This window comes from Microbispora cellulosiformans (assembly GCF_008728085.1).
Lineage (GTDB): Bacteria > Actinomycetota > Actinomycetes > Streptosporangiales > Streptosporangiaceae > Microbispora > Microbispora amethystogenes.
Genome location: NZ_VYTZ01000009.1, coordinates 1 through 15,639, shown reverse-complemented (window position 1 = coordinate 15,639; position 15,639 = coordinate 1). Strand labels below are relative to the sequence as shown.

15 protein-coding genes and 1 pseudogene are annotated in these 15,639 nt (G+C 72.5%); 1 reads left to right on the top strand and 15 read right to left on the bottom strand.

What is annotated here, in order from left to right; all coding sequences use genetic code 11:
* Position 1: 1 nt before the first annotated feature.
* From F5972_RS24610 to F5972_RS24540, 15 genes are all read right to left on the bottom strand, one after another.
* Entirely contained in the window at positions 2–805 is an 804-nt protein-coding gene (locus F5972_RS24610; protein WP_150936351.1) for an enoyl-CoA hydratase/isomerase family protein, read from the bottom strand.
* Positions 802–1,581 carry an enoyl-CoA hydratase/isomerase family protein gene (locus F5972_RS24605; RefSeq protein ID WP_150936349.1) on the bottom strand — a complete coding sequence of 260 codons (780 nt, stop codon included), beginning with the start codon at positions 1,579–1,581 and terminating at the stop codon, positions 802–804. Before F5972_RS24605 ends, F5972_RS24610 begins: the two co-directional genes overlap by 4 nt.
* On the bottom strand, positions 1,578–2,744 hold the full coding sequence (locus F5972_RS24600; RefSeq protein WP_150936347.1) for an acetyl-CoA acetyltransferase: 1,167 nt from the start codon (positions 2,742–2,744) through the stop codon (positions 1,578–1,580). Before F5972_RS24600 ends, F5972_RS24605 begins: the two co-directional genes overlap by 4 nt.
* Positions 2,731–3,123, bottom strand: coding sequence for a Zn-ribbon domain-containing OB-fold protein (locus F5972_RS24595; RefSeq protein ID WP_150936345.1), 393 nt, complete (start codon positions 3,121–3,123; stop codon positions 2,731–2,733). Before F5972_RS24595 ends, F5972_RS24600 begins: the two co-directional genes overlap by 14 nt.
* Positions 3,120–3,581, bottom strand: a complete 462-nt coding sequence (locus F5972_RS24590) for a MaoC/PaaZ C-terminal domain-containing protein (RefSeq protein WP_150936344.1) — start codon at positions 3,579–3,581, stop codon at positions 3,120–3,122. Before F5972_RS24590 ends, F5972_RS24595 begins: the two co-directional genes overlap by 4 nt.
* The gene (locus F5972_RS24585; RefSeq protein WP_150936342.1) at positions 3,578–4,024 is read right to left on the bottom strand and encodes an FAS1-like dehydratase domain-containing protein; all 447 of its coding nucleotides are present in this window, start codon (positions 4,022–4,024) and stop codon (positions 3,578–3,580) included. Before F5972_RS24585 ends, F5972_RS24590 begins: the two co-directional genes overlap by 4 nt.
* The gene (locus tag F5972_RS24580; RefSeq protein WP_150936339.1) at positions 4,017–6,125 is read right to left on the bottom strand and encodes an acetate--CoA ligase family protein; all 2,109 of its coding nucleotides are present in this window, start codon (positions 6,123–6,125) and stop codon (positions 4,017–4,019) included. Before F5972_RS24580 ends, F5972_RS24585 begins: the two co-directional genes overlap by 8 nt.
* The gene (locus F5972_RS24575) at positions 6,122–7,270 is read right to left on the bottom strand and encodes a CaiB/BaiF CoA transferase family protein (protein ID WP_225311820.1); all 1,149 of its coding nucleotides are present in this window, start codon (positions 7,268–7,270) and stop codon (positions 6,122–6,124) included. The genes F5972_RS24580 and F5972_RS24575 overlap by 4 nt, the downstream gene beginning before the upstream one ends.
* Before the next feature lie 2 nt (positions 7,271–7,272).
* On the bottom strand, positions 7,273–8,019 hold the full coding sequence (locus F5972_RS24570; RefSeq protein WP_150936335.1) for an SDR family NAD(P)-dependent oxidoreductase: 747 nt from the start codon (positions 8,017–8,019) through the stop codon (positions 7,273–7,275).
* A 5-nt stretch (positions 8,020–8,024) separates the two neighbouring features.
* Positions 8,025–8,786, bottom strand: a complete 762-nt coding sequence (locus F5972_RS24565) for an ABC transporter ATP-binding protein (protein WP_150936333.1) — start codon at positions 8,784–8,786, stop codon at positions 8,025–8,027.
* Positions 8,786–10,660 carry a branched-chain amino acid ABC transporter ATP-binding protein/permease gene (locus F5972_RS24560; protein WP_150936332.1) on the bottom strand — a complete coding sequence of 625 codons (1,875 nt, stop codon included), beginning with the start codon at positions 10,658–10,660 and terminating at the stop codon, positions 8,786–8,788. The genes F5972_RS24565 and F5972_RS24560 overlap by 1 nt, the downstream gene beginning before the upstream one ends.
* 2 nt (positions 10,661–10,662) lie before the next feature.
* Entirely contained in the window at positions 10,663–11,529 is an 867-nt protein-coding gene (locus tag F5972_RS24555) for a branched-chain amino acid ABC transporter permease (RefSeq protein ID WP_150936330.1), read from the bottom strand.
* Positions 11,530–11,536: 7 nt separating this feature from the next.
* Complete coding sequence (locus F5972_RS24550) at positions 11,537–12,778, bottom strand: ABC transporter substrate-binding protein (protein WP_150936328.1); 1,242 nt, start codon at positions 12,776–12,778, stop codon at positions 11,537–11,539.
* A gap of 164 nt (positions 12,779–12,942) precedes the next feature.
* On the bottom strand, positions 12,943–14,070 hold the full coding sequence (locus F5972_RS24545; protein ID WP_150936326.1) for an acyl-CoA dehydrogenase family protein: 1,128 nt from the start codon (positions 14,068–14,070) through the stop codon (positions 12,943–12,945).
* 2 nt (positions 14,071–14,072) lie between these two features.
* Positions 14,073–15,089, bottom strand: coding sequence for an acyl-CoA dehydrogenase family protein (locus F5972_RS24540; protein WP_225311818.1), 1,017 nt, complete (start codon positions 15,087–15,089; stop codon positions 14,073–14,075).
* Between the two features lie 330 nt (positions 15,090–15,419).
* Between F5972_RS24540 and F5972_RS24535 the strand changes: the two are divergent.
* A pseudogene (locus F5972_RS24535) lies at positions 15,420–15,639 on the top strand (Fe-S oxidoreductase); the annotation flags it as partial.

The window sequence follows — 15,639 nt, the reverse complement described above, 5'->3', positions numbered from 1 at the left end:
TTCACCGTCCCCGGAAGACGGGGGCGCGCTTCTCGACGAACGCCGCGGCCGCCTCCTTGTGGTCGTCGCTGACGAACGTGCCGCCCTCCAGGGCCAGCCCGAAGTCGAGCACCAGGTTCATCCGCTCCCGCACGATCTTGTTGACCGTGGCCTTGGTGCCCTGCACCGCGAGCGGGGCGGCGGCGGCCAGCCTGCGGGCGACGGCCGTCGCCTCGGCGACCAGGTCCCCGGCCGGTACGGCGCGCAGGGCGAGGCCCAGCCGGGCCGCCTCCGCGCCGTCGAGCCGATCGCCGGTCATGAGGTAGTACCTGGCCGCGCCGAGCGGCATCGCCAGCGGCCACGCGACCGCCCCTCCGTCACCGGCGACCAGGCCGACCGCGACATGGGTGTCGGCGAACTGGGCGTCCTCGGCGGCGACCACGACGTCGCAGAACAGCGCGATCGTCGCGCCCAGCCCCATCGCGTACCCGTGCACGGCGGCCACGACCGGCTGCGGCACCGACAGGATGGTCTCCAGGATGCGGCGGCCGTGCAGGAGCTGGTAGACCTGCTGGCCGGCGCTCGGCCCCTCCTCGTCCTCGGCGCGCACGGCCATGTCCTTGACGTCGCCGCCCACGCAGAACGCCCGTCCCTCGCCGCGCAGCAGCACGGCCCGTACGTCCGGGTTCTCGGCGACGTCCCGCAGCGCCTCGGACAGCTCCCGCTCCAGCCCGCCGCCGATCGCGTTCAGCCGCTCGGGACGGTTCAACGCGATGACGGCGAGCCCGTCGTCCACTGTCGTCAGCAGTGTCTTGTATTCACTCATCTGTCCTCCTCGTCAGCGGAAAGGCGGCGTGCCACCTCGGCGCGGGCCCGCTGCCGCGCGGGATCGGCCACGGCGAGGGCCTGCAGCCGCGCCTCCTCGTTCAGGAGGTCGGCGAGCCCGTGGGTCAGGCCGTGGTCGAGCAGCCGTTTGGTGAGCCCGAGCGCGGCGCCGGGCATGGCGGCCATCCGGTGTGCCAGCTCGACGGCGTCGCCGAGCAGGTCGCCGGCCGGGACGACCCGCGACACGAGCCCCCAGCGGAGCGCCTCCTCCGCGAGCACCGGCCTGCCGGTGGCCAGCCACTCGTACGCCCGGGCGTAGCCGAGCAGGCGCGGCAGGAAGTACGCGCCGCCCGCGTCGGGCACCAGCCCGACCGCGGCGAAGGCCGGGACGAACTTGGCCGTGTCGGCGGCGATCCGCACGTCCGCGGCGGCGGCCAGGGACAGCCCCGCCCCGGCGGCGGCGCCGTTCACCGCGGCGATCACCGGCTTTTCCAGCGCGGCCATCGCGAGCACGTGCGGGTGATAGGTGTGCCGCAGCCCCGAGCTGCCCGGGCGGGCCGTCCGGGATGGATCGGGCGGCGTGCGCAGGTCGGCCCCCGCGCAGAAGCCCCGCCCGCTGCCGGTGACGACGACGGCCCGGACGCTCGGGTCGGCCGCCTCGTGCCAGGCGTCCGCGAGCGCGTACAGGGTGTCCGCGTCCAGCGCGTTGAGCACGTGCGGGCGGTTCAGCGTGACGACGAGCACGGGCCCGTCGTGGTGCGTGATGACCGGGCTCACAGGCTGTCCCGCCCCCCGAGGACCGCGGTCACCTGGCTGGAGAGCTGCCCGCCGTTGCCGTGCGCGACCGCGATCGTCACGCCGGGCTGCTGCCGCATCCCCGCCTCGCCCCGGATCTGCCGGGTCGCCTCGATGAGCGGGAAGATGCCGTACATCCCGGGGTGGCAGTAGGACAGGCCGCCGCCGTTGGTGTTGACCGGCAGGTCGCCGCCGGGGGCGATCCGCCCGCCGGAGACGAAGTCGCCGCCCTCTCCCTTCGCGCAGAAGCCCAGGTCTTCCAGGAACAGGATCGTGTTGATGGTGAAGGCGTCGTAGAGCTGCACCATGTCCACGTCCCCCGGCCCCACACCCGCCATCGCGTACGCGCGGGCCGAGGACTCGGTCGCGGCGGTGACGGTCAGGTCGGGCATCTGGGAGATCGCGCGGTGCCAGTGCGCCTCCCCCGCGCCCAGCAGGTAGACCGGCGGGCGGGGCAGGTCCGCGGCCCGTGCGGCACTCGTCACCACGACCGCGCCGCCCCCGTCGGTGACCAGGCAGCAGTCGAGCGACGTCAGCGGGCTCGACACCATCCTGGCGGCCAGGACGTCCTCGACGGTCAGCGGGTCGCGGGCGAACGCCCTGGGGTTGAGCCGCGCCCACCGCCGGGCCGCCACGGCGACCTCGGCGAGCTGTGTTCGCGTGGTGCCGAACTGGTGCATGTGCCGTGCGGCGGCGAGCGCGTACCCGGTGATCGGCATGCGCGGCCGGTAGGCGGCCTCGTAGGTGGGCAGCTCCGGCGGGCCCGTCGCGAGCCTGCCGCGCCCGCTGTCGGAGCGGGCGGTGCTGCCGTAGACGATCAGGGCGACGTCGCACGCCCCGGACGTGATGGCGAGGGCGGCGTGGTGCAGGTGGGAGACGAACGAGCTGCCGCCGACCATCGTGCCGTCGGTGTACCTGGGCCGGATCCCGAGATACTCGGCCACGTCGAGCGGCGCCATCCCGCGCCCGGCGATGGCGCAGAACAGCCCGTCCACGTCGCGGGTCGTCAGGCCCGCCTCGGCGAGCGCGGCGCCCGCGGCCTGCGCGGCCAGCTCGATGGCGTACCTGTCGGGGCCGACCTCGCCGAGATCGGACTCGGCGACCCCCACGATCGCGGTGGCGCCCCGGAGATCACGCGGGCTCATGACGCCCCTCGCCTTCCTCGGCGGTGAACACGATCCGCGGTCCGGACGGCCCGTCCCGTTCGACCCGGGCGCGGACCCTCATCCCGATCCGCACGTCCCGCGCGGGGATGTCCACCACCGTGCTCATCATCCGGAACCTCTCGTCGAGATCGACCAGTACGACGGAGTAGGGGTCGGCGTCGCGCGGTGACAGGACGCTGGCCGAGTAGACCGTGCCGAGCCCGGCGCTCTCACTCCAGCGCAGTTCGGCGCCGCCGCACGACGGGCAGATGATCCGGGGCGGGAACACGGCGGACAGGCATCCGTCGCACGTCTGGCAGGGCACCTTCCCCGCAGCGACCCGGTCGGTGTACTCGCGGTGCGGCGCGGGCCCGGTCATGCCCGGCTCCCCGCCGCCCGGGCGAGCGCCCGGGCGGGGTAGACGGCGGTCGCGCCGCCGCGCAGCACCAGCCTGGGCTCGCGCCCTTCGGCCTCGCTGTGCACCGTGAGCCCCACCTCGACCTCGGTCCCGCCGTCCGGGCCCGTCCCGGTGCGCAGCACCTCGCCGCCGAGCACCAGCGTGTCGCCCGGCCACACCTGGCCGACGTACCGGACGGCGAACCGGCGCATGTTGCGCCGGCCCAGCCAGGAGGCGGCGTACCCGCCGAGGATCCCGGCGGTGAGCAGCCCGTGCCCGAAGACCGACGGATATCCGGCGGAGCGGGCGAAGATCTCGTCGTGGTGGATGGGGTTGAAGTCCCCGCCCGCCCCGGCGTACCTGACGAAGTCGGTGCGGGTGAGCGGCCCGACCCGGCGTTCCGGGGCCACCGCCGACGGCACGGTATCCGGCTCTGTCACTGTTCCCCCAGTTCGATCACCGTGCTGCGCAGCCGCAGCACGGTCTCCTCGTGTTGGTTGACGAAGTCGTGCTCGGTGACGATCAGGGTCATCGGGCCGCGGCTCCCGGTCTTCTCCTGCACGTCGGCGATGCGCGACCGCACGGTGAGCACGTCACCGGCGACGATCTCGCTCAGGTACTCCCACTCCGCGCCGCCGGCCAGCACCCGGCGCAGGTCGAGCCGGAGCACGTCCGCGTCCCGCACCGCCCAGTGCGAGGTGACGGCGGAGAAGGTCGGCGGCGCGGGCAGGTGCCGGTATCCGGCGTCCCGGGCCGCCCCGGCGTCGCGGTAGACGGGGTCCTCGTCCTTGACGGCCAGTGCGAACTCGCGCACCTTGCCGTGTTCGACCGGGAACGTGTACGGCGTGTAGGCATGCCCGACGAGGTGGCGGCGGTCACTCATGGTTCACCACGATCAGCGCGTCGGCGGCGAGCACGACACCGTCGGCGACGCGCAGCGGGTTGACGTCGACCTCGGCGACCTCGTCCAGCTCCAGCGCGAGCTCTCCGAGACCGGTCATGACCCGGGCGGCGGCGCGCTGCTCCTCCTCGGACAGACCGCGCCGCCCGGTGACCAGGCGCCCGCCGAGCAGACCGCCCAGCGCCGCGAGCGCGGTGTCCACGTCGAACGGAGGACGCAGCAGCACGGCCTCGCTCAGCACCTCGATCAGGACACCGCCGAGCCCGATCGCGACCATGGGCCCGAAGACCGGGTCCCGCTGCACTCCGCAGGTCAGTTCGATCCGGGCGGGGGCCATCTGCTGGACGAGCACGCCCTCGACGACCGCGCCGGGTTCCCGGCGCGCGACCTCGGCGAGCATCTCCCGGTATCCGGCGCGCACGGCCTCCGCGCCGCGCAGGCCGAGCCGGATCGCCCCGGCGTCGGACTTGTGCGGCAACCGGTAGGACATCGCCTTGATCGCCACCGGGCCGCCGATGCGCTCGGCCGCCTCGACCGCCGCCTCCGCGTCGGTCACCAGTTCCTCGCGGGTCACCGGGACGCCGTACAGCGCCAGGATGCGCTTGCCGGTCGACTCGAGCAGCGTCGTCTCCCGGCCCGCCTCGGCGATCAGCTCACGCGCCCGTCGTACGCGGGCGGCGTCGGCGGTGAACCGGGCCGGGCCGGGGGGCGCCGGGCGCCGGGCCGACTGCGCGGCCAGGGCCGCGAGCGCGACCATCGCCCGGCGGGGGTCGGTGAAGGTCGGCACCCCGGCCCGCTGGAACTGCTCCGACCACGCGGTGGACAGGATCGCGACCGGCTTGGCGGTGGTCCGGTACGTCTCGACGATCGCGTCGTTGGCGGGGCCCGGTCCGGCCCAGGTGACCGCGGCCAGCATGTCCGCGGACGGGCTGGCGGCGACCGCGTTGAGCACCTTGCTGTAGGCGCCGGGCATCGCGGTGGTCTGCGCGGTCGTGTCCACGGGGTTGACGGTGGAGCCGTAGAACGGCACGGGCATGTCCGCGGCCAGCGCGGCCTGCTCCTCGGCGGGGAGTTCCGGCACGGAGAGCCCCGCCTGCCCCGCCTCGTCGGCGAGCAGCACTCCCGCCCCGCCGGAGGACGTCATCACGATCACCCGGTTGCCCCGCGCCCGGCGGCCGTCCTGGAAGATCGTGCCCAGGTCGAGCAGCTCCTCCATGGTGGAGGCGACGAACACGCCGTACTGACGGCAGACGGCGTCGAGGACCCGGGCCGATCCCACGATCGAGGCGGTGTGGCTCATCGCGGCCCGCGCGGCCTCCTCTGAGCGGCCCGCCTTGAGCAGCACGAGCGGCTTGTCCAGTTCGGCGGCGCGGCGGGCGGTGTCGACGAAGACCTCCGGGTCGCGCAGCGTCTCGACGAACGACAGCAGCACCCCGACCTCGGGCCGCTCCACGAGGTGCCGCAGCACGGTGGCGACGTTCACGTCGGCCTCGTTGCCGGTGGACACGAACCACCCCAGCCGCAGCCCGGCGAGCACGGCCTTGTTGGTGATGTACGAGCCGAAGCCGCCGCTCTGCGAGACGAGCGCCACCGGACCGGCCTCGGGCATCGGCTGGTCGGGGGTGATCATGAAGTTGGCCATGACCCCGCCGTGCGAGTTCATGAAGCCGATGCAGTTCGGCCCGATGACACGGATTCCGGTCTCCCGGGACACCGCGGTGAGCCGGTCCTGCAGGGCGCGGCCCTCGGGCCCGGCCTCGGCGAAGCCGGAGGTGATGACCGCCGCGCCGCCGACGCCGCGGGCCGCGCACTCGGCGACCACGTCGACGACGGCGGGGGCGGGCACCGCGATCACCGCCAGGTCGACGGGCTCGGGCAGGTCGCCGACGCGGCGGAACGCGGTGCGGCCCTGAACCACCTCGTCCTTCGGGTGGATGGGGTGCACCTCGCCGGGGAAGGCGCGGAGCAGGTTGCCGAAGACGGTGCCGCCGATGCGGGTGGGGCTGTTCGACGCGCCGACCATGGCGATCGAGCGGGGCGAGAGCAGCCGGTCGAGCGCCGGTCTCTCTGGTGTCGTGGTCATGGCTCGACTGCCTCCTCCGGGCACGGTGCCGTGTCGTCCAGCTCCCGAAGGAGCGAAGCGGTGTGTTCGCCCAGGCGGGGGGCCGGGCCGGGGTCGTGTTCCGCGTACGCGCTCAGCCGCAGCGGCTGGCGCACGTACCGCCGCGGCGAATGGCCGCGCAGGGTGCGGATCACCTCACGGGCGCGTACGTGCGGGTCGGCCGGAACCTCCGAGAGCCGGTGCACCGGGCCCGCGGGCACCCCGATCCGGTCGAACTCCTCCTGCCACTCCGCGTACGGGCGGGTGGCCAGGACGTCGGACAGCAGGCCGGCGAGGAAGTCGCCGCGCGCCAGCCGTTCGGCCTGTCCCAGCCCGGCGAACGCCGTCAGGCCGGTCGCCCGGCAGAGCAGGGCCCAGAAGTGGTCCTCGAAGCCGATGCCCAGCGCGATGAGCCGCCCGTCGGCGCAGCGGTACAACCCGTAGCCGGGCTCCCTGCCGGGCGCCGCGGCGGCGTCGCCCGGCCCGTTGAGCACCGGGTCGAGCCGCAGGGACATCACCGACAGCAGCGCCTCGTGGGTGGAGAGGTCGACGTGGGTGCCCCGGCCGGTGACGGCCCGGCCGAGCAGGCCGGCCAGCGCCCCGAGGGCGGCGTAGAGGGCGCCGACGATCGCCCCGGCTTCCAGCTCCGGAGGCGGATGGACCGCGCCGGGCCGGTCGGGCAGCCCGCCGAGCAGGCCCGCCGCCGCCTGGTACATGAGGTCGTGCCCGGCCCGGTCGCGGTACGGCCCGTCCTGGCCGAAACCGGACAGCGACACGTGGACCAGACCGGGGTTGGCCGCGCTCAGCCGCGGATATCCGAGGCCGAACCGCTCCATTGCGCCGGGCCGGAACGCCTCGACGAGCACGTCGGCCGTGCCCGCGAGGCGGCGGGCCGTCTCCTGGTCCGCGGGATCTTTGAGGTCCAGGACGATCGAACGCTTGCCCCGGTTCAGCGCTTCGAACATGCCGCCCTGGGCGCGGGCGATGTCTCCGGTGCCCGGCCGCTCGACCGTGATCACGTCCGCGCCCAGGTCGGCGAGCAGCGTCGTCGCGTACGGCCCCTGGTAGATCGCCGCGAACGTGACCACCCGTGTTCCGGCGAGCGGGCCCGGCAGGCTGGTCGTCACCGTCAACGCACCATCATCCCGCCGCCGTCCACCGAGATCACCTGGCCGGTGACGTAGCTGGCCTCGCCGGAGGCCAGGTAGACGAACGTCGGCGCGATCTCCTCTGGCTCGGCGTGACGGCGCAACGGCATCCGCTTGACGGCGTCGGCGAAGCGCGGATCGGTCCGCACCTTGAGCGTCATCTCGGTCGCCGCGGCGGGGGCCACCGCGTTGACCAGGATGTTGTAGCGGCCCAGCTCACGCGCGGCCGTGCGGACCATGGCGAGCCCCCCCGACTTCGCCGCGGCGTAGTTGATCTGGCCGATCGAGCCGTTCTGCGCCGTGGAGGAGGAGGTGAAGATGATCCACCCGCGCTCGCGCTCGATCATGTCGTTGACCACGGCCTGCAACCAGTAGAACGCGCCGTGCAGGTGGACCCCGAGGACCGTCTCCCACTGCTCGTCGGTCATCTTGTGCAGCATCGCGGGACGGATCACCCCCGCGTTGTTCACCAGGATGTCGATCGGCCCGTACGCCGCCCTGACCGCGTCGGCGGCCTCGTTCACCGCCGCCCGGCTCGACACGTCGCACAGCACCGCGATCGCGTCGCCGCCGGCCTCACGGATGCCGGCGGCCACCTTCTCCGCGGCCTCCGCCTGCACGTCCACCACCGCGACCCGCGCGCCCTCCCGGGCGTACAACTCGGCGACGGCGCGGCCGATGCCCTGCGCGGAGCCGGTGACGACGGCGACCTTGTCCTTCAAACGCATGCGTCCTATTCCTTTCCGTGGTTGCCGGTCGTCAGCTCTTCGCCGGACCGGCCCAGGTACACCTCGCGGATCACGGCGCCGTCGTCGAAGGCGGACTTGGGGCCGGCGGTGATGATGCGCCCGTTCTCCATGACCGCGACGTCGTCGGCGATCTCCAGCGCGTGCTCGATCCGCTGTTCGACGAGGAGGATCGACAGCCCTTCCTGGTCGCGAAGCGCCGCCACCATCGAGAGGACCTCGTTGACGATGGCGGGCGCGAGACCGGCGGACGGCTCGTCGAGCATCAGCAGCTTCGGCCCGGCCATCAGCGCCTGGCCGATGGCCAGCATCTGCTGCTGCCCGCCGGACAGGCTCCCGGCCGGCATGCGCCGCCGCTGCAGCAGGATCGGGAAGCGTTCGTACGCCTTCTCCAGCGCCTCGCGGCGGGCGCCGCCGCGCAGCCCGAGCCCACCGAGCGTGTATCCGCCGAGGAGCAGGTTCTCCTCGACGGTGCGGGCGTGGAAGACCCGCTTGTTCTCCTGCACGAGGCCGAGACCGGCGCGCACCCGGCGGTGCGCGGGCGCGCCGCCGAGGTCCTGCCCGTCCAGTTCGATCCTGCCCTGGCTGACGGTGGGCAGCAGTCCCGCGACGGCGGACAGCAGCGAGGTCTTCCCCGCCCCGTTGCGGCCGAGCACCACCGTGATACGCCCGGGGCGCACGGTCACGTCCACGTCCCGCAGCACCCGCAGGTCGCCGTATCCACCGGTGACTCCGGCGACGGTCAGCATCACTTGGCTCCCTTCGGTACGGCCGGGCCCTCGGACGCCTCCAGGTCGGTCACCGACTCGGCCGCGCCGTCGTCTCCGCCGTCGGCCGCCCCGGTGTACTCGGCGAGGACCCTGCGGTCGGCCTGGATCTGCGCCGGGGTGCCGGAGGCGAGCAGCCTGCCCTGGCTGAGCACGTGGATCCGGTCGGCCAGCTTGAGCACCAGCGGGAAGTTGTGCTCGACGAGGATCACCGTGCCGCCGGCCTCGCGGATCATGCCGATCGCCTGTTCGAGCACGGCGATGTCGCTCGCGTCCAGGCCGGAGCCGACCTCGTCGAAGCAGAAGACCCGGGCGCCGGAGGCGAGCGAGCGGGCCACCTCGACCAGCCGCCGGGTGCCGAGGGCGAGGGCGTCGACCTGCCTGCCGGCGACGTCGCCGATGCCGACGAGCCGCAGCAGCGCCATCGCCTGCTCGTCGTCGGCCGCGTATCCCCTGCGGAACTTCGGCAGTCGCAGGATCGCCGGCAGGATGCCGACCTTGTGGGTGACGTACCTGCCCGTCGCGACGAACGCGAGCGTCGTCATGTTCTTGGGGATCAGCGGAGTCTGGAAGGTGCGCGCCACCCCGTGCCGTGCGATCCGGTACGGCGGCTGCCCGCCGATCTGCTCGTCGCCGAGGAACAACCGGCCGCCGGACGGCTGGTACAGGCCGCAGATCAGGTTGAGCAGGGTGGTCTTGCCCGACCCGTTGGGGCCGATGAGCGCGGTGACCTCGCCGGGCCGCGCCTCGATGGAGACGTCGTCGAGTGCCCGGTTGCCGCCGAAGGACTTGGACAGTCCCTCGGTGCGCAGCAGCACGCCGCGCAGCGGTTCGAGCCGCGCCGCGGGTTCGTCGTCCACGGGAGCGGCGGCGGCCGAGGCCGGTGGGAGCGTGGGCAGCCATCCCCTGCGACGCGCGGCGGCCAGGCCGTCCTGGGCGAGACCGGCGAGGCCGCGGTTGAAGGCGATCCCGGCGATCAGCAGGAAGGCGCCGTAGATGACCAGTTGCCAGGTCTGGAACTGGGTGAAGGTCTGCTGCCCGAGCTGCATCACCACCGCGCCGGCGATCGCGCCGTACACGGACGTCGCGCCGCCGACGACCGAGGCGGCGAGCACGCTGAGCGCCAGCGCGAAGGTGAAGGTGTCGGGGGCGATGAACCCGTCGAGCATCGAGAAGAGCGCCCCGGCCAGCGCCGCCGGGATCGCGCCGACGACGTAGACGAGCAGCTTCAGCCGGTACACCGAGACGCCGAGCACCGAGGCGAGGATCGGGCTCTGCCGCAGGACGAGGAACATGTTGCCGTGCCGGGACAGCAGCAGGTTGCGGGCGACCGCGAACCAGCCGACCACGACCAGGATGATCAGCCAGTACAGCCGGTCGCCGACGATCTCCATGCCGAAGAGGGTCGGTACGGCCGTGCCCATGCCGAGCGTGCCCCCGGTGAAGTCGGCGAAGATGTCGACCAGGTTCGGCACGAGGGTGACCAGGAAGAAGGTCACCATGGCCAGGGACCAGCCGCCCAGGCGGAGCCCGGGTATGCCGGTGATCAGGCCGACCACGACCGCGGCGAGGGTGGCCGCGGCCAGCGCGACCAGCACGTTCGTCACGCCGAACGCGACGCCCAGGTAACCGGCGACATAGGCGCCCACGGCGTACAGCGCGACCTGGCCCATGGCCAGTTCCCCGGCGTAGCCGAGGACGACGTTGAGGCCGCTGACCAGCAGACTCAGGATCGCGATCAGCATGATGGTGCGCGACCAGTAACCGTTGACCAGGCCCGCGCCGGGGGCGATCAGGAGCAGGACCAGGAGGAGGAGCGCGCCCAGCGGGCGGAACCGGTGGATGAGTGCGTTCATGACTACACCCGCCGTTCGAGCGCGGTGCCGAACAGCCCGCGCGGTCGCAGGAACAGGATCAGGAGGAACACCCCGAAGACCACGAGTTGCGGGTACGCCGCGCCGATGTACCTGGCGGCGAACGCGTAGACGAGGCCGGTGGCGAAGCCCCCGATGAGGCCCCCGAGCTGGCTGCCCGAGCCGCCGATCGCGATGGCCACGAAACCGAACAGCGCCAGGGAGTGCCCGAGGTCGAACACCGCGTACGTGCGCGCGCCGACCAGCAGCCCGAACGCTCCGGCGATCGCCCCGGCGACGGCGAAGGCGCCGACTCCGAGGAGCCGCACGTTGATGCCGCGCGCCGAGGCGGCGTCCCTGTCCTCCGCGGAGGCGAGGGACGCGAGGCCGGTCAGCGTGTGCCGGGACCACAGGTGCAGTCCGACGCCGACGACCAGGGTGAGCCCGATCAGCGCCAGGTCCACCGGCCGCAGGGTGCCGCCGAGCAGGGTGAGCGGCTCGTCCGGGAGGACCGAGGGCACGGTCAGCGGCTGCCTGCCCCAGATCGCCGCGGCCAGGCCGTCCAGGATGGTGGCGGCGCCGACCGTGGTGATGAGCGTGCCGTGGCGGTCGGCGCGGCCGAGCAGCGGGCGGATCGCGACGCGCTCCTCCACGAGGGCGATGCCCGCCACTCCGACGGCGGCGAGCAGCACGGTCGGCACCACGGGAAGCCCGAAGGTGACCGCGCCCGCGTAGGCGAGGAAGGTGCCGACCATCAGGAGCTGCGCGTGCGCGAAGTTGAACGTCCCGGAGGCGAGGAGCACCACGTTGTACCCGATGGCGACCAGCGAGTAGATCGCGCCGGTCGCCAGTCCGGCCCAGACCGTCGTCATCGCGGCCTCACGACTCGCTGGGCGCGTAGAAGCCGTCGCCGTTGTAGACGCCGGGCGGGACGTACTGGAAGGTGTCCGCGCCCGCGGTCGGGAAGTGGTCCTTCGCCGAGTAGGCGTACTGCACGTACTGCCCCGCGGGCCCCGCGGCGTACCAGAGGGGGGCGCCGGTGGGCTGCGGGAGCTGCTCCAGCTCGGCCTTGACCTTGTCGGAGCCGCTGGACTTGGCCTGCTGTGCCGCGTAGACGATGAGGGCGAGCGCGTCGTGCCCGGTGGAGTAGAGGCCCCAGCCGGTGTTCGAGATCCCGTCCGCCGCCGGACTCTTCTTGATCTTGTCGATGAAGCCGGCCAGCCCGGGATGGTGCTCGCTGCTCGACAGGGTGGCGGTGGAGACGACCACCTTGACGTTCTTGAGCTGGTTCGCGTCCAGGTTCTTCAAGTACGGGAAGCCGGAGGCGAGCTGGTCGCAGTAGGACGGGACGTCCCAGCCGATCTGGGCGCGGCTGCGCATCACGTAGAGCGCGGCGGCGCCGTACCCGTTGAGGATCAGCGCGTCCGGGTCCTGCGCGCGGAGCTGGTTGAGCTGCGAGGTCATGTCGAGTGCGGTCGCCTCGTAGCGGGCCTCGGCGAACTCCATGCCGGCGCCCTCGACGGCCGCCTTGTAGATCTCCGCCGAGCTCTGGCCGGTGGCGTCGTTGGAGTACAGCATGGCGATCTTCTTGTAGCCCTTGGCCTTCGCCTCCGAGATGAGCGCGGGGGCGTAGTCCTTGCCGGGCGAGGAGATGCCGAAGTGGTACGGGTACTTGGCCGGGTCGTTGAGCAGGGTGCTCACGGTGCCGCCGACGGAAAGGATCTTCTGCCTGGTGAGGATGGGCAGCAGCGACAGGGAGACCGCGCTCGAACTGCCGGGGTAGACGAGGTCCGGCTTGGTCCCGGAGGACAGCCGCTGCTGGAGCAGGCTGACCGCCTTGGTGGGGTCGTTCTGGTCGTTGGCCGTCTCGACGACGATCTTGCGACCCTCGACGCCTCCGGCGGCGTTGAACTCCTCCGCGGCGATCTTGATACCGGCGTCGATGCTGGCGTTGTTGGTGGAGACCGCCCCGGAATAGTCCCCGGAGAAGTAGACGATGAAGGGTTTGTCCGCGGCGTCGCCGGAAGCGCCGTCGCTCCCGGACGCGCCGCACGCGGCCAGGGAGAGCGCGAGCAGCGCGGTGACCGGGAGCACGGAAAGACGGATGGTTCGTGATCTCATGGGGGGCCTCCTCAGCCGAGCGATGCGACTGAATGGTGTTCAGGAGGTGAGGACACGCGCGTCCGCTGAACCGGCACGCGGGTCGGGGTGATGGGACGAAGTGATCGGCGATCTGCGTGGCAGCCGACCACCTGGGGATCACGCGTGGGTGGGTGCTTCTGCGGTCAGCGCGGCATGTCGAGCATGCGCGCGATGATGTTCTTCTGGATCTGCGCCGACCCGCCGTAGACGCTGACCGGGCGGGACGTGAAGTAGGAACTGAGCCAGTCGCCGGCGACCCCGGTCATCTCGTCGGCGCCGAGGAGGTCCATGGCGAGGTGCTGGAGTGACTGTTCCGCGTCGGCCCACAGCAGCTTGGCGACCGAGCCCTCGGGGCCCGGCGGCCGGCCGGAGACACGCAGCGAGAGCTGCTCCATGCAGTTGAGGCGCAGCACCTCGCCGCGTACGTACGCCCGGGCCAGCGCCTTCCGGGTCTCGGGCCGGTCGAGCAACCCCCGCTCGGCCGCGATCGCCTCGACCTTGCGGAGGGTGCGCCGGTAGTTCGCGATGAAGCCGATGTCGGCGGGACCACGCTCGTAGGTGACCGTGGTCATCGCGATCCGCCATCCCTCGCCGGGCGCGCCGAGCCGCTGGTCCACCGGGATCCGCACGTCGTCCCAGAAGACCTCGCTGGTCTCCGCCTCACCGCTGGCGATCACGATGGGCCGGCAGGTGACCCCCGGCTCGGTCATCGACACCAGGAACGCCGAGATGCCCTTGTGCTTGGGGGCGTCCGGGTCGGTCCTGGCCAGCAGCAGGCACCAGTCCGCGTACTGGCCGCCGCTCGTCCACATCTTCTGCCCGTTGACCACGTAGTGGTCTCCGTCGAGCCGCGCGGTCGTGCGGAGCGAGGCGAGGTCGGATCCCGCCTCCGGCTCGCTGAAGCCCTGGCACCAGCTCGCCTCCCCGGACAGCAGCGGCGGCAGGAAGCGCCGCTTCTGCTCCTCCGTGGCGTACGTGAAAATGGCCCGCCCGATGTAGCCGACCGAGGGCAGCGGCGGGGCGTTCAGGTTGCCGCACTCCTCGTTGAGTATGGCGTCGTAGACCGGGCTCAGCCCGCGCCCGCCGTACTCCTCCGGCCAGCTCATCCCGACGTATCCGGCCCGGTAGAGGGTGCGGTGCCACTCCTTGCGGAGCCGTACGGCCGCCTCCTCGTCGTCGATCTTGTCCCAGCCGGCCGGAATGGCGGCGGCGAGCCACTCACGCAGGGACGCGCGGAACTCCGCCTCCTCGGGGGTGTCGCGGTAGTCCATGGCTACTCTCCCGTCAGTCGGACGTCGGCGATGCGCAGCAGCTGGACGCCCTCGTCGCCGAGGACCTGCCGGTCGGTCAGCGCCCGCCGGGTGTGCACGTGGGCGATGTGCTCGTACGTCTGGCCGATGCCGCCGAACACCTGCATGACGGTCTCGGTCACCTCGCGGGCCACGGACGCGCACTGCGCCTTCGCGGTGCGGGCGGCCAGCAGCGCCTCGGCCGGCTCCAGCTCGTCGACCGCCCAGGCCGCGTAGTTCACCGCGCTCGCCGACGCCTCCGCCTGCACGTACGCCTCGGCGCACATGTGCTGCACCGCCTGGAAGGAACCGATGAGCACGCCGTACTGCACGCGCTCCTTGCTGTAGGCCACCGCCCGGGCGACCGCGGCGCGCATGACGCCGACCGTGTCGGCGGCGATCGCGGTGAGCGCGAGCGCCTCCCAGCGCCACAGGTCCTCCGCGGACAGAGGGCTGCCCACCGGGGTCGGCGAGGCCGCGCCGACCGGGCCGTCGGAGCGGAGCAGCGTCCGGGTGAGGTCGGCCCCCGGCACCGGGACGAACCCGGTCTCCAGCGAGACCCGCACCACCTGGTAGCCGCCGCGCACGCCGGTCAGCGCCAGCGCGCCGTCCGCTCCGTCCACGTCCCAGCCGTACACGGTCTCGTCGCCGGGAAGCACGGCCAGGGCGGACAGGTCGCCGTCGAGCAGGACGCCGGTGCGCGACCCGCCCTCGGCCAGGACCTCGGCCTCGTCGTGCGCGCCGGCCAGGGCGAGCAGCTCCGTGGCCAGCACGGCCGAGCCGAGATAGGGCACCGGGACCAGGCCCGCGCCCAGCGCCTCGGCCACCACCGCGACCTCGACGCCGGAACCGGCCGGGCTCCCGCCGTCACGCGTCCGCAGCGCCAGCAGGCCCGACTGGGCCAGGGACCGCCAGGCCGCGGCCCGGTCGAGGGTACGGAGGTCTCCGGGATTCGCCGGGCCGGCGGAGCCGGCGATCTGCGCGGCCACCTCTTTGAGCATCTGTTGCTCGTCACTGAGTAGAGCGAGCACTACTGCACCTCCCAAGCCCCTGCGCGACCAGGGGCGGAACATGACTGAATGTCATTCAGTAGGATGTCTAGCACGTGGCCGAGAAGGGCGTCAACGGACACATGGCTGTTACATTTCCGCAACCCGGCAGCACGTGACCTGCACTGGTTGACCACCGCCCAACAGCGTGTTTAGCTCTTTTCGCGAGTGATCGGGAGCATTAGGGGTGGTCCGATACACGACTACCGTCACTCTTGACGGCAATGAATGACGTTCAGATAGGTGGCGTCACCGGCCAGGACGCCAGGGTGAGGAGGGCTCGTGCTCTGGGTAGCGATAGCGATAGCCGGCCTCGTCGCAACCGCCGTGGCGGTCGCGTTGGCGGTCCGGCGTGTGCTGTTCCTTTACCGGCTCGCGACCAGTGGTCAGCCGGCCCCGGAGCGTGTCGAGTACGCCAGGGAGAACGCCGGCGCGGAGGTCAGGGCGCAGCTTGTGGAGGTGTTCGGGCAGCGGAAGCTGTTGAAGTGGACGCCGTCGGGCA